The organism is Paraburkholderia sabiae (assembly GCF_030412785.1).
GTDB classification, from domain to species: Bacteria; Pseudomonadota; Gammaproteobacteria; order Burkholderiales; family Burkholderiaceae; genus Paraburkholderia; species Paraburkholderia sabiae.
Map to the genome: position 1 here is coordinate 2294678 of NZ_CP125295.1, position 20161 is coordinate 2314838.

23 protein-coding genes are annotated in these 20161 nt (G+C 60.6%); 9 read left to right on the top strand and 14 right to left on the bottom strand.

Annotation, left to right across the window (positions count from 1 at the left end; genetic code table 11):
- Nucleotides 1-50: 50 nt before the first annotated feature.
- The 9 genes from QEN71_RS10320 to QEN71_RS10360 form a co-directional block, all read right to left on the bottom strand.
- A complete protein-coding gene (locus QEN71_RS10320) occupies nt 51-347 on the bottom strand; it encodes a hypothetical protein (RefSeq protein ID WP_201649142.1) in 297 nt (98 codons plus the stop codon).
- Nucleotides 348-350: 3 nt separating this feature from the next.
- Nucleotides 351-878 carry a hypothetical protein gene (locus QEN71_RS10325; RefSeq protein ID WP_201649141.1) on the bottom strand — a complete coding sequence of 176 codons (528 nt, stop codon included), beginning with the start codon at nt 876-878 and terminating at the stop codon, nt 351-353.
- Nucleotides 875-1045: a hypothetical protein gene (locus QEN71_RS10330; protein WP_201649140.1), complete on the bottom strand. Its 171-nt coding sequence runs from the start codon at nt 1043-1045 to the stop codon at nt 875-877. The genes QEN71_RS10325 and QEN71_RS10330 overlap by 4 nt, the downstream gene beginning before the upstream one ends.
- Before the next feature lie 10 nt (nt 1046-1055).
- Nucleotides 1056-1634, bottom strand: coding sequence for a hypothetical protein (locus tag QEN71_RS10335; RefSeq protein WP_201649139.1), 579 nt, complete (start codon nt 1632-1634; stop codon nt 1056-1058).
- A complete protein-coding gene (locus QEN71_RS10340) occupies nt 1631-2002 on the bottom strand; it encodes a hypothetical protein (RefSeq protein ID WP_201649138.1) in 372 nt (123 codons plus the stop codon). The genes QEN71_RS10335 and QEN71_RS10340 overlap by 4 nt, the downstream gene beginning before the upstream one ends.
- Entirely contained in the window at nt 1999-2277 is a 279-nt protein-coding gene (locus QEN71_RS10345; protein ID WP_201649137.1) for a hypothetical protein, read from the bottom strand. Before QEN71_RS10345 ends, QEN71_RS10340 begins: the two co-directional genes overlap by 4 nt.
- A 239-nt stretch (nt 2278-2516) precedes the next feature.
- On the bottom strand, nt 2517-2750 hold the full coding sequence (locus QEN71_RS10350) for a terminase small subunit-like protein (protein WP_201649136.1): 234 nt from the start codon (nt 2748-2750) through the stop codon (nt 2517-2519).
- Nucleotides 2751-3017: 267 nt separating this feature from the next.
- Nucleotides 3018-4133, bottom strand: a complete 1116-nt coding sequence (locus tag QEN71_RS10355; RefSeq protein WP_201649135.1) for a hypothetical protein — start codon at nt 4131-4133, stop codon at nt 3018-3020.
- 146 nt (nt 4134-4279) lie between these two features.
- Nucleotides 4280-4456, bottom strand: a complete 177-nt coding sequence (locus QEN71_RS10360) for a hypothetical protein (protein ID WP_201649134.1) — start codon at nt 4454-4456, stop codon at nt 4280-4282.
- 301 nt (nt 4457-4757) lie between these two features.
- Between QEN71_RS10360 and QEN71_RS10365 the strand changes: the two genes are divergently transcribed.
- Entirely contained in the window at nt 4758-4937 is a 180-nt protein-coding gene (locus QEN71_RS10365) for a hypothetical protein (RefSeq protein ID WP_201649133.1), read from the top strand.
- A gap of 53 nt (nt 4938-4990) precedes the next feature.
- Here QEN71_RS10365 and QEN71_RS10370 read toward each other — a convergent pair whose 3' ends face one another.
- Both QEN71_RS10370 and QEN71_RS10375 read right to left on the bottom strand, forming a co-directional pair.
- Nucleotides 4991-5566, bottom strand: coding sequence for a hypothetical protein (locus tag QEN71_RS10370; RefSeq protein ID WP_201649132.1), 576 nt, complete (start codon nt 5564-5566; stop codon nt 4991-4993).
- Nucleotides 5567-5842: 276 nt separating this feature from the next.
- Entirely contained in the window at nt 5843-6268 is a 426-nt protein-coding gene (locus QEN71_RS10375) for a TOBE domain-containing protein (protein ID WP_201649131.1), read from the bottom strand.
- A gap of 216 nt (nt 6269-6484) precedes the next feature.
- Between QEN71_RS10375 and QEN71_RS10380 the strand changes: the two genes are divergently transcribed.
- From QEN71_RS10380 to QEN71_RS10400, 5 genes are all read left to right on the top strand, one after another.
- The gene (locus QEN71_RS10380; RefSeq protein ID WP_201649130.1) at nt 6485-6874 is read left to right on the top strand and encodes a DUF3022 domain-containing protein; all 390 of its coding nucleotides are present in this window, start codon (nt 6485-6487) and stop codon (nt 6872-6874) included.
- 130 nt (nt 6875-7004) lie between these two features.
- The gene (locus QEN71_RS10385) at nt 7005-7709 is read left to right on the top strand and encodes a YceH family protein (protein ID WP_201649129.1); all 705 of its coding nucleotides are present in this window, start codon (nt 7005-7007) and stop codon (nt 7707-7709) included.
- 150 nt (nt 7710-7859) lie between these two features.
- Nucleotides 7860-9557, top strand: coding sequence for an acid phosphatase (locus tag QEN71_RS10390; protein WP_201649128.1), 1698 nt, complete (start codon nt 7860-7862; stop codon nt 9555-9557).
- Between the two features lie 32 nt (nt 9558-9589).
- Nucleotides 9590-9829, top strand: a complete 240-nt coding sequence (locus QEN71_RS10395; protein ID WP_201649127.1) for a hypothetical protein — start codon at nt 9590-9592, stop codon at nt 9827-9829.
- Nucleotides 9830-10015: 186 nt separating this feature from the next.
- Complete coding sequence (locus QEN71_RS10400) at nt 10016-10843, top strand: M23 family metallopeptidase (RefSeq protein ID WP_201649126.1); 828 nt, start codon at nt 10016-10018, stop codon at nt 10841-10843.
- Nucleotides 10844-10916: 73 nt separating this feature from the next.
- On the opposite strand, the gene grxC is transcribed toward QEN71_RS10400, so the two are convergent.
- The 3 genes from grxC to QEN71_RS10415 form a co-directional block, all read right to left on the bottom strand.
- Nucleotides 10917-11189, bottom strand: coding sequence for a glutaredoxin 3 (gene grxC / locus QEN71_RS10405; RefSeq protein ID WP_201649125.1), 273 nt, complete (start codon nt 11187-11189; stop codon nt 10917-10919).
- A gap of 32 nt (nt 11190-11221) precedes the next feature.
- Nucleotides 11222-11560, bottom strand: coding sequence for a DUF4148 domain-containing protein (locus QEN71_RS10410; protein ID WP_201649124.1), 339 nt, complete (start codon nt 11558-11560; stop codon nt 11222-11224).
- A 253-nt stretch (nt 11561-11813) separates the two neighbouring features.
- Entirely contained in the window at nt 11814-12863 is a 1050-nt protein-coding gene (locus tag QEN71_RS10415) for an AraC family transcriptional regulator (RefSeq protein ID WP_201649123.1), read from the bottom strand.
- Between the two features lie 165 nt (nt 12864-13028).
- Here QEN71_RS10415 and QEN71_RS10420 point away from each other — a divergent pair, with 165 nt between their 5' ends.
- The 3 genes from QEN71_RS10420 to narH all read left to right on the top strand — a co-directional run bounded on the left by QEN71_RS10420 (nt 13029) and on the right by narH (nt 20161).
- On the top strand, nt 13029-14435 hold the full coding sequence (locus QEN71_RS10420; RefSeq protein ID WP_201649122.1) for a dihydrolipoyl dehydrogenase: 1407 nt from the start codon (nt 13029-13031) through the stop codon (nt 14433-14435).
- Between the two features lie 405 nt (nt 14436-14840).
- Nucleotides 14841-18638: a nitrate reductase subunit alpha gene (locus QEN71_RS10425; protein ID WP_201649121.1), complete on the top strand. Its 3798-nt coding sequence runs from the start codon at nt 14841-14843 to the stop codon at nt 18636-18638.
- A complete protein-coding gene (gene narH, locus QEN71_RS10430) occupies nt 18635-20161 on the top strand; it encodes a nitrate reductase subunit beta (protein WP_201649120.1) in 1527 nt (508 codons plus the stop codon). Before QEN71_RS10425 ends, narH begins: the two co-directional genes overlap by 4 nt.

Below are 20161 nucleotides of genomic sequence, written 5' to 3' on the forward strand. Positions count from 1 at the left end.
TATCTGACTTTGCAATCAAGTGCAATTGCAATCTCTTTCACGAGGCCGCGCTAGTGCCGGGTTTCGTTACCCTGTACCACCTTCGCCATCCGCTGGGCGGTCTCGAATGCAGCAATATGTGCCTCTGCTACCAACTGCCCTACCGCGTCAACCACCTTGTCATCAGGCAAGCGAACTGCCAGCTTCGCCAATTCGCAACCAACGCTATGCAACAAAGCGCCAATGTTCCGCACGTTCTCCAATGTTGCATCCTCATTACTGAGAATCTCGCGCGCATCCTGCAAATACTCCGCCGCGTTTTCCAAAATGATCTCCCGGTAGTCAACCGGATATGTTCCTGTTTCCATGATTTACCCCGCTTTGTGTTCGCGGCTCCCCGGTCTTTGACCAATCGGACCAAACGCCCGTTTTTCGCCGTGGTGTTGCGATTCGCCCATTCCCTCACGGATGCGGCGCTGGTTGTCGAGTCGTTCCCGTTGCTCAGAGGTAGATAGTGCATCCCATGCCTCTTGGCTTTCCTGAATCTGGCGGTCCCATTCACCCGTAGCCTTGTCCCGCATCTTTTGATTTCTCGCTACCAGCTTCATGCCCTCGCTAACGTGCTGGGCGTTGCCACCATCCGCAATGAACGCGTCATACTTCGCCATGACTTCATCATCATCCGAAAAGTGCGCCATCAGAATCCCGACCATTTCGCCCTCCAGTTCTTTGAGGCGCGTTAGGCACGACCCCTTACGCAATTCCCACGTTTCGCGGAGATTCGGCGGCGTGCTGTCGTCAGCATCCTTTAGCGATGCGTTGCACTCTGTCAGCGAAGCAATGCATTCCTGCATCTGTTTGAGATTCGCCAATACTTCGGCGGGGGTTTCCTTACTCATCGCTTCCCTTCCCTGTCTTTTAAAAGACGGCGGATATGTTCGCGGTATTGCTCGCCTGTCATGACAACCGAACGCGACGGCTCCGCTACTACCGGGGTTTGCCGGTTGTACGTGCGCGGCTTGACTCTCTTTCGATAGCCGTGATTCTCTTCGTCGCGTTCGGTCATGATTGCCTCACTAGGTAACGGCCCCCGGCACAATGGTCGGGATTCGCATACGCCGTTTGTTTTCGTCAATAAACGGACCTACCTGAATTGGTCCTTTGAACTGATTCATCCATGCGCTCATGTCGCCTTCAAATTCGACAATATCGCGGCCCGCACGGTCTTTAAGGTGAATCTCAACCAGTTCGCCGCGCCGTTCCGGGGCTTGCATGGCTTCACGCAAAACCGTGGTGCGCATGCCGTCAACCGGCTTTTTTGTTTTCTCGTCTATGTGATCGAAATAGACGTCATCGGGCGTTTTCTTGAGCGACGCCATAACGGGCCATGTCGTGCCGTGCGGCATCAGCTTTTGCAATAGGCGGCGTTCATACGTTGCCGGTGTTTCATCCGCTTGCGGATAGATCGCAACGACACGATTTGCCTGTAGCACGCGGTCCAACTCGTCGCGCACCTGTTCAAAGGGTTTACGATCTTTTCCCATGAAGTCTTGAGGATTGTTTCCCATGTAGTCACGTGTGATCTTGTGGTGTTCTACGGGGCGCTTCCTGATTTCCTCTACTTCATCCTGCTTGAGGTCGTATCCACGGCTCATTGCTTGCCCCCTTGCATTGATGCCTCAATCCGCGTCATGGCTTCATCATGGCGCTTGCGGTTAAGTGCGAGGTCCGGACCAAGGGCGGTTTGCAGATAGGCGGCCGATTTGAACTGATTCATCCATACGCCCATGTCCGTGCCTTCGTATGTGATGATCTCGCGCCCGGTGCGGTCTTTCGTCACGATTGCTTTCATTGTTGGCCTCTCTACGGAATCGGCCCGCGCCGTTACTGCCAGTTCGGGATAAGTAACTGCCTTGCCGTACACCTGAATCTCAAGCCGGGTTGTTTCCATTCGCGCCCGCAACCGTTCGCGCTCCACCTCTGCGGGACTCATCGCGTTAAGGCGGTCTAGGTAGTCGCTCATGCTTTTCTCCCATCCCACGGACTCTTGACCCAATCATCGTCATCAACGATTTCAACCGGGGGCGTGGTGTCAGCGTGTTCAATTGCAATTTCAGATACCCGGTCCCGCACCGCGTGCTGCAAACGCCACACGGCGCGTTCTGTGCGGGTCATGTTAATAAAGCGTTGTACTTCATCGCTTAGGGGCTTTTCTTGCGCCGCCAGCAACGAATCTGCACGCGCCATCAGTTCGGGATGCGATGCCAGCAATTCGGCCAAATCAGGCGGTAGGGTCACGGTGTGCTACCTCATCGCGATACTTCATTGCAGCGGATTCCAGTTTGGCGATACTACTTTGATACGCGAGCATTACCGGGTGTTTGGGGTTCAAATGCCCTTGTACTGCTTCCCGATGCTTGGTTAGCTCATATACCGCCTCATATGTCTCTACTAAAACGCGGTGAGTAGCTATTCTCGTATCGCTCATCATCGTTTCCAGTGTATGGGCCTTGGATACAGGTGCTTTAGGAGTCTGGCTAGCGCGTCCGGTATGTTTTCTTGCCTACTGCCTCTGCTACCGCCGCATTGAATCGGTCCTTTAGCTCATCGTCGCTGCCAAGCCATCGATAGAACGTCGTGCGTGATGGATACTCGGGCCGCGATGCCAGAATTACCTCCAGATACCCGCCCTCCGCTACCGCATTGATAATGTCGTCAATCGTTGCGGCGGGCCAATGTTTGCGGGTGGGCGATTCGATTTGATCCATCATCCTGTCTCTGTGCGTTGGAACACGTGTTACAGACAGCATAGAATTTTGACTCGCTAACTTGGAATAGCGCATCGCACTATTTTTTGCGTTGTCAAATCGTTTTGGCCCACTGCAATTAATTGCCAGTAGTCCTACCTATAGTGCACGCAACGCGTTCGTCAAATCCATCCGCCGCCGCCGCGTTTAGAGCCCCGCCAGCGGGCCGCGCCTCTCGTCCATCCGTTGGCATTGGCAAGGTGTCGCCAGCGGCGTGGCGGCACCACACCGTCAATCGTTTGCCGAGTTAATGAACTTGGCGAAGTGCTTTTTTAGATGCAGCAACGTAGGTGCGGGTGGGTGGCATGCCTTGGAGTCTTCCGAGTCCACAAAATCACAGTACGCGTGCCACTGTTGCCCCATCGTCTCTATCAGCGTTTCCAGCGTATCCTCAAGCGGTGACTTGGCTAGTTGCAACGACAACGGATAGAGAACCCGGCACACCTCATCGGAAAGCATCGTTTCAGAGGCCGGGACGAATCCGGCATCGATGCAGACACGCAATAGTTCGCTCATGTCGTGCCGCATGCTCAGTTCGATGTAGTGATTGCCTTGTGTCGGCTTTTTCACCTTGCCGGGGTTTTTCTCGCTTCCCTGCGTAGCAGGGGGAGAGCTTGATTGTTCCCCTACAGGGGGAACCGGGGTTTCAGGGGTTGGGGTTGCCGTTGGGGTTTCAGGCTTGCCCTGCGCCGCGTTAGCTGGCGCTTGTTGTATGTGTTGTTCCTTAGTCTTTGGTTGTTGCTTAGTCTTTAAATAATGCTGCGGGGAATATTCCCCGTAGTGTGGTGGGGAATTTTCCCCATCAAGAATTATTCTCATTAAGGCATTAACGGACGGCCATGCATCAATCGATGCTTTCCCCTCCGCACACAACAGGCGGATATGTAGCGTTGTCGTGTTGTTGTAATCCCTGATCGTGCCGAAATAGCGCATGCGCTTGGACTCGATTACGTTGTCCAGTTTGTCGAGCGCATATCTAACCTGATCCTCTGTGATATTCAGAGTATTGGCTATGTCCTTGCGGCTCTCTACCCACCAATACGAATCCCGCTTGTAGGTCGTGAGGCGCGCTTTTCCGTTGTTGGTCTGATACCGGAATACGACATAGGCCAACACCTTGGCGCGGGCGTAATTGCCGCCGCAAAATGCGATGTATTCCGGGGAGGGTTCGATAAATACGCCCGTCTTTTCCTCTTTTTTATAGGCGTCTACCGTCTGGACTTTGCCGCGTTCGGTTTTAAGGCGGGATTCTGCGTTGCCATCCATTACCGCCGCCGCGAACATCTCACCATTATCCGGTTTGTCAAAGCCAACAGTTTCCAGACTAGCCTGTTCTGAAAGGTCCATTTTTCAGACTCCAAATAATATTTGACAATCACATGGAGTCGATTAAAATCATATTACCGACTCCAAGCGGTGATTCGTTGTGCCTCTCCAGCACCAATCAAACGAATCTTAAAAAGCCCGATTTTTCCAGAATCGGGCTTTTTCTTTCATACCGTTGTTTCCGCTGGCTTGCTTGCCTTTTGCTTGTCGAGAAAATCCCGAAGGGCAGTGCGAGCAATAAAGGACATGGGCATGCCCGTATCCTTGCGCAATTGCTGGATTTCATCGCGCATCGCACGCGGAATTAAAAGGGTAGTTTGTACGTTGTCGCCGGTCGCGGGCATGATGAACTCCGTTCGTTAATGGTCACTCCCCACCTTAACGTGTCTTATTTGAAAGTCAACATGGTCAAATAAAAAGAAAACAATTCGGACGCTTGCCATTGTCCTATACTGGAATCACTGAGGGGGTTTGATTGGCCCCCTTGGGGAGTGATGGACCTGCGTAGTAAAAGGGGATTGGGTTTTCGGTTTGGTTACTCAATCCCCTCTCTCATTTCTGTTCCCTTGTTTTTCTCTGAAATTGCGCTGAAAAGCCGCAAGTGGCGTTTATTCGCTTTTCAAATTCTTTCGAATGGAGTCGGCTATGGATACGGGGTTTAAAGGCGTAGAGGCGCGGCCCGATGCCGGGGCGCTGGTGGATGCGTGCGCGATGCTTGGAATAGGTCTGACGGTAGATCTGGCTCGCCAGCTTGGCATCGATCTGGGGGCGGCGTTCGGTACTCAGGCAGGGGTGCTGCCGTCGATTGTCGAGCGCTGGCTATAACGCAACAGGGGCGCTTGTCAGGTAGCGCCCTTTTTTGAAATTGGTTGCAGCGCCTACAGTACGCCCGTAGCTCGCATCAGTAGAATGGCGGGCCACACAATCCAGTAGACAATCGTCGCGGCTCCCACAATGATGCAAGCCCGCACCGCATGTAATGCTGGCTTGGAAAGCTGGCGGTTGACCTGAAAGCGGATGGACTTGGCGGGACCATCTTTCGAGCGCACGCCCGCCAGTACAGGCGGTGTCATGTGGCTGAACACCTGCATCTGGAAATACTCTTTCGGCCCAAGCGAACCAATACTGATTTTGTAGGTTCCATCAGCGCCTGTCGTTTCCTCGTAGGTGCGCGGCGGATGCAATTGAAAATGATCTGGCTTGGTTCGGTGCGTAATCTCAACGTCTTCGGCGGCCTTGCGCCCAAGGTTCTGCACGGTCAAGGTTGCCGTTTGCACTAGAAGCGGTTGGGGCTGATTAGGCAAAGGCACGCGAAAGGTGAAGTCGTGAGGTATCCAGTACGCCACTTTCGCCCCCGGTGAAAACAGGCGCTGGATACCCAAAAAGACAAGTCCCACAATCCCCGTGATGATCGCGCTAATGATCTTGTCTGATATGCCCTCTGTACCGTGCATGCGTAGCCCCTCATGTGGTTTTGATGGACGAAAGTCTGCCACAACGTGAGACGCGCCCCGGTTCTGCGAATAAAACAGAGGTCTTGAGTTGTTGTGTGGCGGGCCGGGAAAGCTGGCTGTAGCTTGGGCGTGATTCAACGGCGGGGTACGGGACAAATCAGTTGCAGAAACGCGACGCCTTACCTGCATCCTTCGAAAAACAAGGTAACCGTTAGGTAAGGTTACCCACTCAGAGGCTGTAAAGCCTTATGCAGCAAGGCTTTGAGGGTTCAAAACTCACTCAACGCCGACGATCACACTCGACGCCTTGAAGATCGCCGCAGCCGCCTTGCCGCTCGCGAGGCCGAGACGGTCGACGCTGTCATTCGTGACGATGGCCGCGATCTGCGCGCCGCCTGCCGCCGAGATGATGACCTCGCTGTTAACGGCGCCCTTCGTGACCGACGCGACCGTGCCCGCGACGCAATTGCGCGCCGACACCTTGCTGCTGTCCGCATCGACCATCACGATCACCGACGACGCCTTGACGAGCGCGAACGCGTCCTTGCCAGCCGCGAGTCCGAGCGACGTCGCGCTGCCGTGCGTGATGACCGCGACGATCTCGAGTCCGTCCTGCGTGCGGAGCGTGACTTCGTCGTTGACGGCGCCGTTCTTGACGGCCGACACCTGGCCGGCGAAATGATTACGGGCGCTGGTACGCATGTGACTCTCCTTCGGGTTGCCCCTTGTTTGTTGTTGAAGTGTGGACGAAAGCGATCGGACAGTGTACCCCGCGCCTGTGACAGCACGCCATCGGCGCTCGTGCGTGCGGCGGCGGACGCGATGCACGTCGATGCGGTGCGCCATGGTGGCATCCCGGTTGCTCCACTCCGCAAGGAGGGACGCCCAAAAGGAAAAACCGAAGGAAAAGGAGCTGCCATGAACACGATTGGATTGTCGCAGCGCATCGAGGAAATCGAACTGGCTCTCGCAGGCATGTTCGAATCGCCGAAAGCGCCGACCGTGAGCGCGTATCAGGAAGGATCGACCACTTATCTGACGCTCTCGTGGGTCGTCGAAACGGGTCGGGACACGACGCTGGATGCGCGCTGCATCGCGACGCTCAAGCTCGTCGATGCCCAGATCGACCGCTATGCGTTGCTGGAAACGGCCAAACGGCGAATCGTGCAGGATCGGCTGAAGGATCTCGTGCGCCGGCATGTCGACGCATCGCGGGCGAAGCCGGCATCGTCGGACGACTGTTCGGTCGAACTCGAGGTCGACGACGCCGTGTTCGACGTACCCGACGAGCCGTACAGCATGCTGTAACGCCTGAAGCCGAAAAGCCGCGCGCGCCGCGGCGCTTCCGGTCCCGCCGCCGGGGCAATAGACTATGCTATCGCGCGAGCCCGTGTGCTCGCGCTATCGCAGACGCGGCCATCCATTTGAGTCTATTGCCATGAATTCGACCACCGACGATACCCCGCGCCCCGCCCTGCGCGCGCTCACGCCGCTCGAAGCCCGCGTGCTGGGCGTGCTGTTCGAGAAGCAGCACACCGTCCCCGATACCTACCCGCTGTCGCTCAATTCGCTCGCGGCGGGCTGCAACCAGAAGACCTCGCGCTCGCCCGTGATGAACGTCAGCGAAACCGAGATTCTCGACGCGATCAACAGTCTCAAGCGTCTTTCCCTCGTGCTGGAAGGCAGCAGCAGCCGCGTGCCGCGCTACGAACACAATCTGGAGCGCGTGCTCGGGCTGCCGCGCCAGTCGGCGGCGCTGCTGACGGCGCTGCTGCTGCGCGGCCCGCAGACGGCGGCCGAACTTCGGCTCGCGACGTCGCGCCTGCACAGTTTCGCCGATACCTCGTCCGTCGAAGCGTTTCTCGAAGAACTCGCGGACAACGATCCGCCGCGCGTCGTCAAGCTCGCGCGCACGCCGGGCGAGCGCGAGAGCCGCTGGACGCATCTGCTGTGCGGCGAGCCGTCCGCCGAACTGCTGCGCGGCGCGGCGCTGTCCGACGAACCGCTGCCGCCCGGCGAGCTCGAAGGCCTGCGCGCGCAGCAGCGCGAACTGAGCGAGCGCGTCGAGCGGCTCGAAGCGCTCGTCGCGCATCTCGCCGGCGAACTCGGCGTATCGCTCGACGACCTGAAAGGACGGCTATAACGGTTGTTGCAAACACGGTTGTTGCGAACCGCGCGCAACCGGTGCGACGATGCGGGTGGCGCGCCACGGCGCCACCGGCCATCGCGCGCCGACTTCCGCCCCGCCTGCTGTGCCTCAAAACTGCGCTTCACTGTGCCAGGAGACTGACCGATGAACGAGCACGACGATCCCAAACCGCCCGCGGCCGCCCCGCTCCCCGACACCGACCGTCCCGACGATCCCGAACGCCGCCGCGTCCTCACGGGAATCGCGGCAGCCGGCCTCGGCCTGGCGCTGGCGGGCTGCCAGTCGATGGACAGCACCGCGAACGGCGCGCCGCGCAGCGCTGCAGACGCGCGCCTCGACGCCGCCCTGCACGATCAGGTCAAGCGGATCGTCGTGATTTACGCGGAGAATCGCAGCTTCGCGAACCTGTACGGCAATTTCCCCGGCGTGCAATATCCGCTGTCGGCAGTCGCGCCGGAACGTTATCTGCAGTTTGACCGCGACGGCAAGACGCAGCTCGCCACGCTGCCGAAAATCTGGGGCGGTCTCGTGCCGCAGGCGCAGGAAATCGACGGCAAACGCTACATGATTGGCGAACGCGACATCGCCGGCCTGCGCAACCAGCCGTTCCATCTCACCGACGCGCACGGCGCGCCGCTGCCGAACAGCGTGATCACGCGCGATCTCGTACATCGCTTCTATCAGAACCAGATGCAGATCAACGCGGGCCGCAACGACCAGTTCGCCGCATGGGGCGATTCGGGCGGCCTCGTGATGGGGCATTACCGCAGTTCCGGCGAATCGCTGAAACTATGGGCGCTCGCGCAGCAATACACGCTGTGCGACAACTTCTTCATGGCCGCTTTCGGCGGCTCGTGGCTCAATCACATCTTCCTGATTTCGGCGCAGGCGCCGCTCGTGCCGGACATCGGCAACGGGCCGGGCAAGAAGCTGGTGTCCGTGGTCGAGGGCGACGATCCGCTCGGCACGCGTCTCAAACTCGCGCCCAACGCGCCGAAGTCGGCGCTCGAAGGGCCGCCCGTATTCGTCAACGACGGACTGTTCACGCCCGACGGCTACGCCGTCAACACGATGGCTCCGCCGTATCAGCCGAGCATGGTGCGCCCAGCCGAGGGCGGCGACCCCGCGCTCGCGAATCCGGCGGACCCGAAGGTGCTGCCGCCGCAGCGCTACGCGACGATCGGCGACCGGCTCTCCGACAAGGGCGTCGACTGGGCGTGGTATAGCGGCGCGTGGCAGTACGCGCTCGATCATCGCGATACGGGCGCCGTGCCCGACTTCCAGTATCACCATCAGCCGTTCAACTACTTTGCCAACTTCGCACCGGGCACGTCGGCGCGCACGCGGCATCTGCGGGACGGCGGCGTCGGCGACGATGCGTCGACCAACCGCTTCATCGCCGATATCGACGCGGGCCGCCTGCCTGCCGTCACTTTCTACAAGCCGCAGGGCAATCTGAACATGCATGCGGGTTACGCGGATGTCGAATCGGGCGACCGTCACATCGCGAACGTGATCGAGCATATCCAGCGCGGGCCGCAATGGCAGAACACGGTGATCGTCGTCACGCACGACGAGAACGGCGGCTGGTGGGATCACGTCGCGCCGCCGAAGGGCGACCGCTGGGGACCGGGCTCGCGCATCCCCGCGCTCGTCATCTCGCCGCTCGCGAAGAAGGGTTATGTCGATCACTCCGTGTACGACACCAACTCGATCCTGCGTCTGATCAGCCGCGTGCACGGGCTCGCGCCGCTCGACGGCATCGTCGTGCGCGACCGGGCCATGGCGCAGAACGGACTGCCGCTGATCGGCGATCTGTCGGGCGCACTCGATCTCGCGTGATGCCGCTGCCGACGCTGCAATAAAGGAGACGCATGTTCGTCGTGTACTGGCTGGAAGAAGGCAGCACGCCGACGGGAACCGCTCGCTTCGAGCGGTTCCCCGACGATCAGATGACCCAGGCGCTCGCGTTCACGGAAACGCTGCGCAAGAAGCAGGCGGCTGGCGAAGACGTGAGCTTCGTCACGCTGTGCAGCGAGAATCCGCGCTCCGTCGGCAAGGCGGGCGCGTCCGATCCGCCCTCCGATTACGCGTGGAAAAAGCGCCGTCCGTAGAGGGGCGCGTCGGCACGACACTTCGCAACATAAGCGCACGGTAAAAATGCATAAACGCGAAGCGCTGTAAAACATTCAGGATTCCATAACCATTCGTCGCCACTCCCTGTCAGATTCTCGTTCTACGCCGCCCGGCGGATACGAACCGATGCGGCTGCATCGTCGAACGACAAGAGGAAGACCGACATGACACAGATGCAACCGATTCGCCGCGCGCATGGAGTGCAACGCGTGGGCCTCAGCGTGCTCGTGCTATTGGCCGTCGGCGGCTGCACGACGGCGCCTTGGCAGATGACGCCCGAAGACCGCTCGATCCAGCCGCCGACGCAGCCCCTTGCCGCCGTCAACCGCCCCGCGCAGCGCGCGCCTTCCGGCACGGACAAACCGGTGTCGGGCGGCTATTACCGCGTGAAGCCGGGCGACACGCTCTACCGCATCGCCGCGAATCACGGCCAGCGTAGCGACGACATCGTCAAATGGAACAACCTCGCCGACGCCGGCCACATCGAACCGGGCAGCGTGCTGCGTATCGCGCCGCCGCCCGATGCATCCGTCGAACGTACTGCCGCCGCGCCGCAAGCGTCTGCCAAAGCGCCCACGAAACGCGACACCGTTGACGCCAGTCAGAAGCTCGACAACAATCCGTCGCGCTTCAGCTGGCCCGCGCGCGGCACCTTGAGCGCGGTATATGGACAAGGCAAATCGAAGGGCATGGTGATCGCCGCCAAAGCCGGCGACCAGGTAAGAGCGGCAGCTCCCGGCCGCGTCGTATTTGCGGGCGATGGCGGCAAGCCGTACGGCAAGCTGATCGTCATCAAGCACGACGACACGCTCGTCACCGCTTACGGCCACAACCGTAAACTGCTCGTGAAAGAAGGTACGAACGTGAAGCGCGGCGAAACGATCGCGGAAATGGCGAACACGGATCGCGACGAAGGCTCGATGCAGTTCGAAGTCCGCAAGGACGGCAAGCCCGTCGATCCAGCGCCGTATCTGCCGCGCATCGGTTCATAGGAAATCAACAGCAACAAAAAAGCCGCGAACGGCCCACACCGTTCGCGGCTCATGCTTGCATGCCAGGCGCGCGTCAGACCTGGCGCGCCTCGTTCGCTTCGATGAGCGGATCGAGACGCCCCGCCGTTTCGAGCGCATTCAGATCGTCGAATCCGCCCACATGCGTTTCGCCGATGAAAATCTGCGGCACCGTGCGGCGTCCCGTGCGTTCCATCAGCGCGACGGCCGTCGCGCGATCGTTCTGCACGTTGATTTCCCTGTACGACACGCCTTTGTTCGTCAGCAGCGCTTTCGCCGCGTGGCAATACGGGCAGGTCGGTGTCGTATAGATCGTGATTGCGGACATGGTGTTCTCCGTGTGTGTAGCGAGGGCGCGGCTTATTGGCCGCGATAGATGTCGTCGAAAGCGGCGGGCGCGTTGGCGAGCGAATGCGCACGCGTCGCGCGGAAGCCCGAGTCGGCGCTGCCATTCGTCGAAGGACCATATGACGCAGCGATCACATCACGCGAGTGATGGAACACATGCGGCGCAGCGGCGGAATAGTTCGCGGGCTCCGGATAGCTCGTGTCGCTCGACGCGTACTGACCGGATTGTTGCGCGGCGACCAGTTCGGCGCGAACTTGTGCGCGTGTCGCCGTCGATTGCGATTGCGCGTGGCTGGCGAGCGGCAGACCAAGTGCAGCCGCGAGAACGAGAGCTTGATAAACGCGATTCATGATGAGCACCTTCGGGAAGAGTTGCCGTCGTCGACGGGATGGCTTAACTTTAGGTGCGCATCGCGGCGCCGTTAATGTCGGCGCGTCTCATGAAGATGCTCGATCGGCTCACCGGTCGCCGAAAAAGGCTCATCGAGGCATGGCGTGCGGCGCGCGCGGGATCGCTGGGCGCCTTACGCAGCGGGGGTTTCGCGCCGACGCACGCGTTCAGGCCGGAAGCCTCGCCCGCGTGCTGCGCGATTTCTGAAATTGTCTATTCCGCCTCGGCGGGCGAAGGCTCGTCGTCGGCGGCATCCTGCGCGGCCTGCACATGGCCGCCCGACGCACGCCAGCGTGCGGGCGTCACGCCGATCTGCTTCTTGAACACGCGCTGGAACGCCGCTTCCGACTGATAGCCAACCGTTTCGCCGATATCGCCGACGGGCGTCGTCGATTCGAGCAGCATGCGGCCCGCGATGGTCATGCGGACTTCCGTGAGCACGTCGGTGGCCGAGCGGCCGATCGCCTCCTGGAACTGCCGCACGAACGTGGCGCGCGACATGTTGCAGAGCGCGGCGAACTGGTCGAGCGTCCACGGCTTGCCGGGCGACTCGAACATCGCCGACACGGCCGCCTGCAAACGCGGACGCCCCGCCAGCGCAAGCAAACCGTGCGGCGCCTGCGCGGCTTCGCTGGCAAAGCGCAGCGTCAATGCGAACAGCGCCGCCGACAGATGATTGACGAGCGTCTCGCTGCCGGGCGCTTCGTCTGCGGCCTCTTCGCGCATCAACTGGATCAGCCGCGCGAGCCGCGAGCCCGCGACGCTCTTCTGCGTGACGTCGCCTTCGCCGTTGGCCGCAGCCGAGCCGCTCACTTCGACGATCACCTCGTCGCTCGCCGTCGTCCGCGCGCCGCTTCGCACCACCAGCCGCGACGGCAGATGGTCGCGCAGCAGCCGGTCGGGCACCGCGCCGAGCAGAAAGCGACCGCACAGGATGTCGGCCGTTTCGCCCGTGCCGCTGTTCTCCGCAACTGTCAGCAGGATGTTGCGCCGCTCCGCGACAGGCCCGGGCTGCGCGCCGCTGCCGTCGTGAATGCGATGCGGGCTGCCCGTCGGAAACACGATGATGTCGCCCGCCACGAGGTGCTCGGGCGGCCCGTTGCCGTCTTCGAGCACCGCGCGCCCCGCCAGCAGCACGTGATACGGAATCTCGCGCACGCCGGCCGGCCCTTCTTCGATCGCCCAAGGCGCGCCGAAATGGCAGCGGACATCCACGCGCCCGCTCACGGGCATCAGCGACAGGAAGCGGCTTAGCAAATCCATATGAGCCGAATAAGCATGTTTTTGAATCGTTCGAGGATTAGCACGGCGGACCTGAAACCGTACAGTGAACACCGTGCAATGCAAACCGATTCTACTGGACGGCAGCGGCGCGCGCGGCACAGGTGATCCTGATTCCGCCACCCGACCGTCCGAGCGAGGAACATCATGAAGACGCTTCATATCGATGTCGCAGTGATTGGCGCGGGCAGCGCCGGTCTGCCCGCCTTCCGCGCGGCAAAGGCTGCGGGTGCGAGTGTGGTGCTGATCGAAGGCGGCGCGTACGGGACGACCTGTGCGCGTGTCGGTTGTATGCCGTCGAAGCTGCTGATCGCCGCCGCCGAAGCCGCGCACGCCGCACGCAGCACCGCGCCCTTCGGCGTGCATGTCGACGGTGACGTGCGGATCGACGGACGCGAAGTGATGGCGCGCGTCAAGGGCGAACGCGACCGCTTCGTCGGCTTCGTGGTCGAATCGACGGAGAGCATTCCCGACGAAGAACGGCTGATCGGCTACGCGCAGTTCATCGACGACAACGTGCTGCAGGTCGGCGACCATACGCGCGTCTATGCAAAGAGCGTCGTGATCGCGACGGGTTCGTCGCCGTATGTGCCAGCGATGTATCAGGCGCTCGGTGACCGCGCGATCGTCAACGACGACGTGTTCGCATGGGACGATCTGCCGCGCAAGGTCGCCGTGGTCGGCGCGGGCGTGATCGGGCTGGAACTGGGCCAGGCGCTCGCATGGCTCGGCGTCGATGTAACGATGCTCGGCGCGCGTGGCCGTGTTGGTCCGTTGAGCGATCCCGCGATCAAGGACTATGCGCGCAACGTGTTCAGCGACGTGTTCCACTTCGAGCCGCATGCGCAAGTCGAAGCCGCGACGCGCGAAGGCGACAGCGTGCATCTGCGCTATCGCGACAGTGCAGGCGAACTGCGCGAAGACACGTTCGACTATGTGCTCGTCACGGCAGGCCGTCGTCCGAACATGGACAAGCTCGCGCTGCACAACACGTCGCTCGAAGTCGACGCGCGCGGTGTGCCTGTGTTCGATCCGTTGACGCTGCAAGCAGGCAAGCACCCCGTGTTCGTCGCAGGCGATGCGAACGACGTGCTGCCGCTGTTGCACGAAGCCGCCGACGAAGGTCGTTCGGCCGGCGACAACGCAGCGCGGTTGGCTACGGGTGAGCCCGACGTGAAGCCGCTGGTCCGTCGCGCGGCGATCTCGGTCGTGTTCTCCGAACCCGGCATCGCAATGGTCGGTGCGCGGCATGCGGATCTCGCAGCCGGTTCGTTCGCGACAGGCGAAGTGAGCTTCGAAAACCAGGGCCGCAGCCGCGTGATGTTGCGCAATCGCGGACTGATGCACGTGTATGTCGACAAGGCCACGCGCCGCTTCGTGGGAGCCGAATGGATCGGGCCGGACGCCGAGCATATCGCGCATCTGCTTGCATGGGCGCTGCAGATGAACCTCACCGTCGATGCGATGCTCGCGATGCCCTTCTATCATCCCGTCATCGAAGAAGGGTTGCGGACGGCTTTGCGCGATGCGGCAGCGCAATTGCCGAAGGCCTGATAAAGCATTGATTTAGTGAATGCTGTTATCGATTGTTCAAGCTGTTGTTGTTGATTGTTGGTGTTACTGAAGCGCTGTTCCTGGAATGCACACTTCAACGCATTCGCGACCCGGGAGCAGCGCTTTTCTATTTCGACTATCCAGACGTTCATCGCGCCGTACACCCGGCACACGCGACACAAACATTTCACCGATATATCACAACATGTGATATTGGTTGCCGAAGTACTCATCCCACATAGTCTTCTTTTCTCTGCCTTGCGCTGCGAATCGCGCAAAGGAACGAACACGTCTTTGGCAACGATTGACCAGGATCAATCGAAGAAACGCAAAGATATGTCAACTTTACTTCTTCAGGTGCACCTACTTTAATGCTTTAAACCGTCCCCCGATTACAGGATTTCCATGAGCCACTTTCTGGACAGGTTGCGCTATTTCACAACGGCCCGGCCGCAGTTCTCCGATGGACACGGAGCCGTCACAGACGAAGATAGAAAGTGGGAAGACGCATACCGGCAACGATGGCAGCACGACAAGATCGTGCGTTCGACACATGGTGTGAATTGCACGGGCTCATGCTCGTGGAAGATCTACGTCAAGGGCGGCATCGTCACGTGGGAGACGCAGCAGACCGACTATCCGCGCACGCGTCCCGACATGCCCAATCACGAGCCGCGCGGCTGTTCGCGCGGCGCATCGTATTCGTGGTACTTGTATAGCGCGAATCGCCTCAAGTACCCGCTCGTGCGCAGCGCGCTCATCAAACTGTGGCGCGACAGGCGTCGCTCGATGGAACCCGTGCAGGCCTGGCAGTCGATCGTGGAAGACGACGACGCACGCCGCAGCTATCAGAGCCGGCGTGGACTCGGCGGCTTTATCCGCTCGACATGGGACGAGGTCAACGAGATCGTCGCCGCTGCGAACGTTCATACCGTCAAGCGTCATGGTCCGGATCGCGTAGTAGGTTTCTCGCCGATTCCCGCGATGTCGATGGTGTCGTATGCAGCGGGCTCGCGTTATCTGTCGCTGATCGGCGGCGTGTGTCTGAGCTTCTATGACTGGTACTGCGATCTTCCGCCCGCGTCGCCGCAAACGTGGGGCGAGCAGACCGACGTGCCCGAATCCGCCGACTGGTACAACTCCACGTTCATCATGATGTGGGGCTCCAATGTGCCGCAGACCCGCACGCCCGACGCGCATTTCATGACCGAGGTGCGCTACAAGGGCACGAAGATCGTCTCGATCTTTCCCGACTATGCGGAAGGCGCGAAGTTCGGCGACATCTGGTTGCATCCGAAGCAAGGCACCGATGCAGCGCTCGCGCTGGCAATGGGTCATGTGATCCTCAAGGAGTTTCACCTCGCGGGCAAGAGCGATTACTTCATCGACTATTGCCGCCGTTTCACCGACATGCCCTGTCTCGTGCGCCTTGTTGCGCGCGGCGACCGCTACGTGCCCGAGCGTCTTGTGCGTGCATCGGATTTCGACGACGCGCTCGGCCAGGCCAACAACCCCGACTGGAAGACGGTCGTGATCGACACGGCCAGCAACGCAGCCGCCGTGCCCGTGGGTTCGGCGGGCTTCCGCTGGGGACAAAAGGAAGGCGAGGACAAGGGCAAATGGAACCTGAAGCAGCAAGCGGCTTCGGGCGATCCCATCGAGCCTCGCCTTTCTCTCGTCGATGCGCACGACGACGTCGTCGATGTGCTGTTCCCCTACTTCGGCAACATCCAGCATCCGCATTTCAATCACACGTCGCATGCTTCCGAACTGTCGCGCAAGATCGGCGTGAGGCGGATCGCGACACGCAACGGCGACATGCTGGTCGCCACCGTCTATGACCTGTACGTCGCGAACTATGGGCTCGATCAGGGCCTTGGCGGCGAGCATATCGCCGCGAGCTACGACGACGATCTGCCCTACACGCCTGCATGGCAGGAAGCGATCACGGGCGTCAAGCGCGCCGATGTGATCAACGTCGCGCGGCAATTCGCGGAGAACGCGCACAAGACGCAGGGCAAGTCGATGGTGATCATCGGCGCGGGCATCAACCACTGGTTCCATATGGACATGTCGTACCGCGCGATCATCAACATGCTGATCATGTGCGGCTGCATCGGCAAGTCGGGCGGCGGATGGTCGCATTACGTGGGACAGGAAAAACTGCGCCCGCAGACAGGCTGGACCGCGCTTGCGTTCGCACTCGACTGGAACCGGCCGCCGCGCCAGATGAATTCGACATCGTTCTTCTACGCGCATACGGACCAATGGCGTTACGACCCGATGGATCCGACCGCCCTGCTGTCTCCGCTCGCAGACAAGGCACAATTCCACGGCGCGCCCATCGACTACAACGTGCGCGCCGAACGCATGGGCTGGCTGCCGTCCGCGCCACAACTCCACGCCAATCCGCTCGATATCGGCCGCGCGCTGAACGATCCCTCGCAAGCGGGCGCAACGATCGCACGCGATCTGAAAGCAGGCACGCTGCGCATGGCTTGCGAAGACCCCGACAGCCCGACGAACTTCCCGCGCAATCTGTTCGTGTGGCGCTCCAATCTGCTCGGCTCGTCGGGCAAAGGCCACGAGTACTTTCTCAGGCATCTGCTCGGCACGACCAACGGCGTGCAAGGCGAAGAAGTGGTCAAGTCGGGGCATCCGCGTCCCGAGGAGATCACGTGGCACGACGAAGCGCCGCGCGGCAAGCTGGATCTGCTCGTCACGCTCGATTTCCGGATGTCGACTACCTGCATGTACTCCGATGTCGTGCTGCCCACGGCGACATGGTACGAGAAGGACGACATGAACACGTCGGACATGCATCCGTTCATTCATCCGCTGTCGGCAGCCGTCGATCCCGCGTGGCAGTCGAAGAGCGACTGGGAAATCTTCAAGGGCATTGCGAAGCGTTTTTCCGAACTGAGCGTCGGACATCTGGGCGTAGAACGCGACGTCGTGCTCGCGCCGATCGCGCACGACAGCCCCGCCGAACTCGCGCAGCCGTTCGACGTACGCGACTGGAAACAGGGCGAATGCGAGCCTGTTCCGGGCAAGACGATGCCTTCCGTGATCGTCGTCGAACGCGATTACCCGGCGACGTATGACCGCTTCACGTCGCTGGGCCCGTTGATGGACAAGCTCGGCAACGGCGGCAAAGGCATTGCGTGGGATACGAAAGAAGAAGTCGCGCTGCTCGGCGATCTCAACTATCGCGTGGCGAATGGCCACGATCATTCGAAGCCCAATGGCACGGAAGGCCGCCCGCGCATCGACACCGCGCTCGATGCCGCCGAAGTGATCCTGTCGCTCGCGCCGGAAACCAACGGTGCAGTCGCGGTGAAAGCATGGCAAGCGGTGTCGTCGCTGACGGGCATCGAACACGCGCATCTCGCCGACGCACGCGCCGATGAAAAGATCCGCTTTCGCGATATCCAGGCACAGCCGCGCAAGATCATTTCATCGCCGACGTGGAGCGGCATCGAGTCCGAACACGTGTCGTACAACGCGGGCTACACCAACGTGCACGAACTGATTCCCTGGCGCACGCTCAGCGGTCGACAGCAGCTCTATCAGGACCACGTGTGGATGCGCGCGTTCGGCGAATCGCTGTGCGTGTACAAGCCGCCCATCGAAACGGGCAACTACGAGAAGATGCTCGGCGCGCGCTCGAACGGCAACCCCGAGATCGTGCTGAACTTCATCACGCCGCATCAGAAATGGGGCATTCACAGCACGTACACCGACAATCTGCTGATGCTCACGCTGTCGCGCGGCGGGCCGATCGTGTGGCTGTCGGAACACGACGCGCAGAGCATCGGCGTGACGGACAACGACTGGATCGAGTGTTACAACGCGAACGGCGCGCTGTGCGCACGCGCCGTCGTCAGTCAGCGCATTCCGCACGGCATGGTGATGATGTATCACGCGCAGGAAAAGATCGTGAACACGCCGGGCTCTGAAATCACGGGCACGCGCGGCGGCATTCACAACTCAGTCACGCGCGTCGCGCTGAAACCGACGCACATGATCGGCGGCTATGCGCAACTCTCGTATGGCTTCAACTACTACGGCACGGTCGGCTCGAATCGCGACGAATTCCTGATCGTGCGCAAGATGAAGCATGTCGACTGGCTCGACGACGCCCCCGCCGATCCCGTCAATCCCGCCACCGAACACAAGCAGCGTCAAGGAGAAACCTCATGAAGGTTCGCGCGCAGATTGCGATGGTGCTTAACCTCGACAAATGCATCGGCTGTCATACGTGCTCGGTGACGTGCAAGAACGTGTGGACGAGCCGCGAAGGCATGGAGTACGCGTGGTTCAACAACGTCGAGACGAAGCCGGGTATCGGCTATCCGAAGGACTGGGAGAATCAGGACCGCTGGCATGGCGGATGGAAACGCAAGGCCGACGGCAAGATCGAACCGCGTCTCGGCAGCAAGTGGCGATTGCTCGCGCAGATCTTCGCGAATCCGCATCTGCCCGAGATCGACGACTACTACGAGCCCTTCACGTTCGACTACGCGCATCTGCAGGATGCGGGTGACACGAAGGCAATGCCGGTTGCACGGCCACGCTCGCTGATCAGCGGCGAACGGCTCGAAAAGATCGAGTGGGGTCCGAACTGGGAAGAGATACTCGGCGGCGAATTCGAAAAGCGCTCGAAGGACTACAACTTCGAGAACGTGCAGAAGGACATCTATGGGCAGTTCGAGAACACCTTCATGATGTATCTGCCGCGGCTGTGCGAACACTGCCTGAACCCCGCGTGCGTCGCGTCGTGTCCGTCAGGCTCGATCTACAAGCGCGAGGAAGACGGCATCGTGCTGATCGATCAGGACAAGTGCCGTGGCTGGCGCATGTGCGTGTCGGGTTGCCCGTACAAGAAGATCTATTTCAACTGGCACAGCGGCAAGGCGGAGAAATGCATCTTCTGCTATCCGCGTATCGAGGCGGGGCAACCTACTGTCTGTTCGGAAACCTGCGTGGGTCGCATCCGTTATCTCGGCGTGATGCTGTACGACGCGGACCGCATCAGCGAAGCAGCGAGCGTCGAGAACGAAGCCGATCTGTACGAAGCGCAACTCTCTGTGTTTCTCGATCCGAACGATCCGGAAGTGATCGCGCAAGCCGAACGCGATGGCGTGCCGGCTGCATGGCTCGAAGGCGCGCGGCGTTCGCCCGTCTACAAGATGGCGATCGACTGGAAGATCGCGTTTCCGCTGCATCCGGAATACCGCACGCTGCCGATGGTCTGGTACGTGCCGCCCCTTTCGCCGATCAACGCGGCCGCCAACAGCGGCGAACTCGGCATGAACGGCTATTTGCCCGACATCGACTCGCTGCGCATTCCGCTGCGCTATCTCGCGAACCTGCTGACGGCGGGCAAGGAAGCGCCCGTCAAGCTCGCGCTCGAACGGCTGCTCGCGATGCGCGCATTCATGCGTGCGCGTCACGTCGATCAGGTGGAAGCGCCCGGCGTGCTCAAGCAGGCGGGGCTGAGCGTCGCGCAAGTCGAGGACATGTATCGCTATCTGGCTATCGCGAACTTCGAAGATCGCTTCGTGATTCCGACCTCGCATCGCGAGTATGCGGAAGACGCCTTCGATCTGCGCTCGTCGTGTGGCTTCTCGTTCGGCAACGGCTGCTCGGATGGCCGCTCCGAAGCGAGCCTCTTCACGACGAAAAAGAGCAACCGCAAGATCCCGATTCGCCAGGAGTTCTGA

Excerpts from the sequence above, each read along its gene's own strand:
- QEN71_RS10320 (WP_201649142.1), bottom strand. The coding sequence starts at position 347 with ATGGAAACAGGAACATATCCGGTTGACTACCGGGAGATCATTTTGGAA.
- QEN71_RS10325 (WP_201649141.1), bottom strand. The coding sequence starts at position 878 with ATGAGTAAGGAAACCCCCGCCGAAGTATTGGCGAATCTCAAACAGATG.
- QEN71_RS10330 (WP_201649140.1), bottom strand. The coding sequence starts at position 1,045 with ATGACCGAACGCGACGAAGAGAATCACGGCTATCGAAAGAGAGTCAAG.
- QEN71_RS10335 (WP_201649139.1), bottom strand. The coding sequence starts at position 1,634 with ATGAGCCGTGGATACGACCTCAAGCAGGATGAAGTAGAGGAAATCAGG.
- QEN71_RS10340 (WP_201649138.1), bottom strand. The coding sequence starts at position 2,002 with ATGAGCGACTACCTAGACCGCCTTAACGCGATGAGTCCCGCAGAGGTG.
- QEN71_RS10350 (WP_201649136.1), bottom strand. The coding sequence starts at position 2,750 with ATGATGGATCAAATCGAATCGCCCACCCGCAAACATTGGCCCGCCGCA.
- QEN71_RS10355 (WP_201649135.1), bottom strand. The coding sequence starts at position 4,133 with ATGGACCTTTCAGAACAGGCTAGTCTGGAAACTGTTGGCTTTGACAAA.
- QEN71_RS10360 (WP_201649134.1), bottom strand. The coding sequence starts at position 4,456 with ATGCCCGCGACCGGCGACAACGTACAAACTACCCTTTTAATTCCGCGT.
- QEN71_RS10365 (WP_201649133.1), top strand. The coding sequence starts at position 4,758 with ATGGATACGGGGTTTAAAGGCGTAGAGGCGCGGCCCGATGCCGGGGCG.
- QEN71_RS10370 (WP_201649132.1), bottom strand. The coding sequence starts at position 5,566 with ATGCACGGTACAGAGGGCATATCAGACAAGATCATTAGCGCGATCATC.
- QEN71_RS10375 (WP_201649131.1), bottom strand. The coding sequence starts at position 6,268 with ATGCGTACCAGCGCCCGTAATCATTTCGCCGGCCAGGTGTCGGCCGTC.
- QEN71_RS10380 (WP_201649130.1), top strand. The coding sequence starts at position 6,485 with ATGAACACGATTGGATTGTCGCAGCGCATCGAGGAAATCGAACTGGCT.
- QEN71_RS10385 (WP_201649129.1), top strand. The coding sequence starts at position 7,005 with ATGAATTCGACCACCGACGATACCCCGCGCCCCGCCCTGCGCGCGCTC.
- QEN71_RS10390 (WP_201649128.1), top strand. The coding sequence starts at position 7,860 with ATGAACGAGCACGACGATCCCAAACCGCCCGCGGCCGCCCCGCTCCCC.
- QEN71_RS10395 (WP_201649127.1), top strand. The coding sequence starts at position 9,590 with ATGTTCGTCGTGTACTGGCTGGAAGAAGGCAGCACGCCGACGGGAACC.
- QEN71_RS10400 (WP_201649126.1), top strand. The coding sequence starts at position 10,016 with ATGACACAGATGCAACCGATTCGCCGCGCGCATGGAGTGCAACGCGTG.
- grxC (WP_201649125.1), bottom strand. The coding sequence starts at position 11,189 with ATGTCCGCAATCACGATCTATACGACACCGACCTGCCCGTATTGCCAC.
- QEN71_RS10410 (WP_201649124.1), bottom strand. The coding sequence starts at position 11,560 with ATGAATCGCGTTTATCAAGCTCTCGTTCTCGCGGCTGCACTTGGTCTG.
- QEN71_RS10415 (WP_201649123.1), bottom strand. The coding sequence starts at position 12,863 with ATGGATTTGCTAAGCCGCTTCCTGTCGCTGATGCCCGTGAGCGGGCGC.
- QEN71_RS10420 (WP_201649122.1), top strand. The coding sequence starts at position 13,029 with ATGAAGACGCTTCATATCGATGTCGCAGTGATTGGCGCGGGCAGCGCC.
- QEN71_RS10425 (WP_201649121.1), top strand. The coding sequence starts at position 14,841 with ATGAGCCACTTTCTGGACAGGTTGCGCTATTTCACAACGGCCCGGCCG.
- narH (WP_201649120.1), top strand. The coding sequence starts at position 18,635 with ATGAAGGTTCGCGCGCAGATTGCGATGGTGCTTAACCTCGACAAATGC.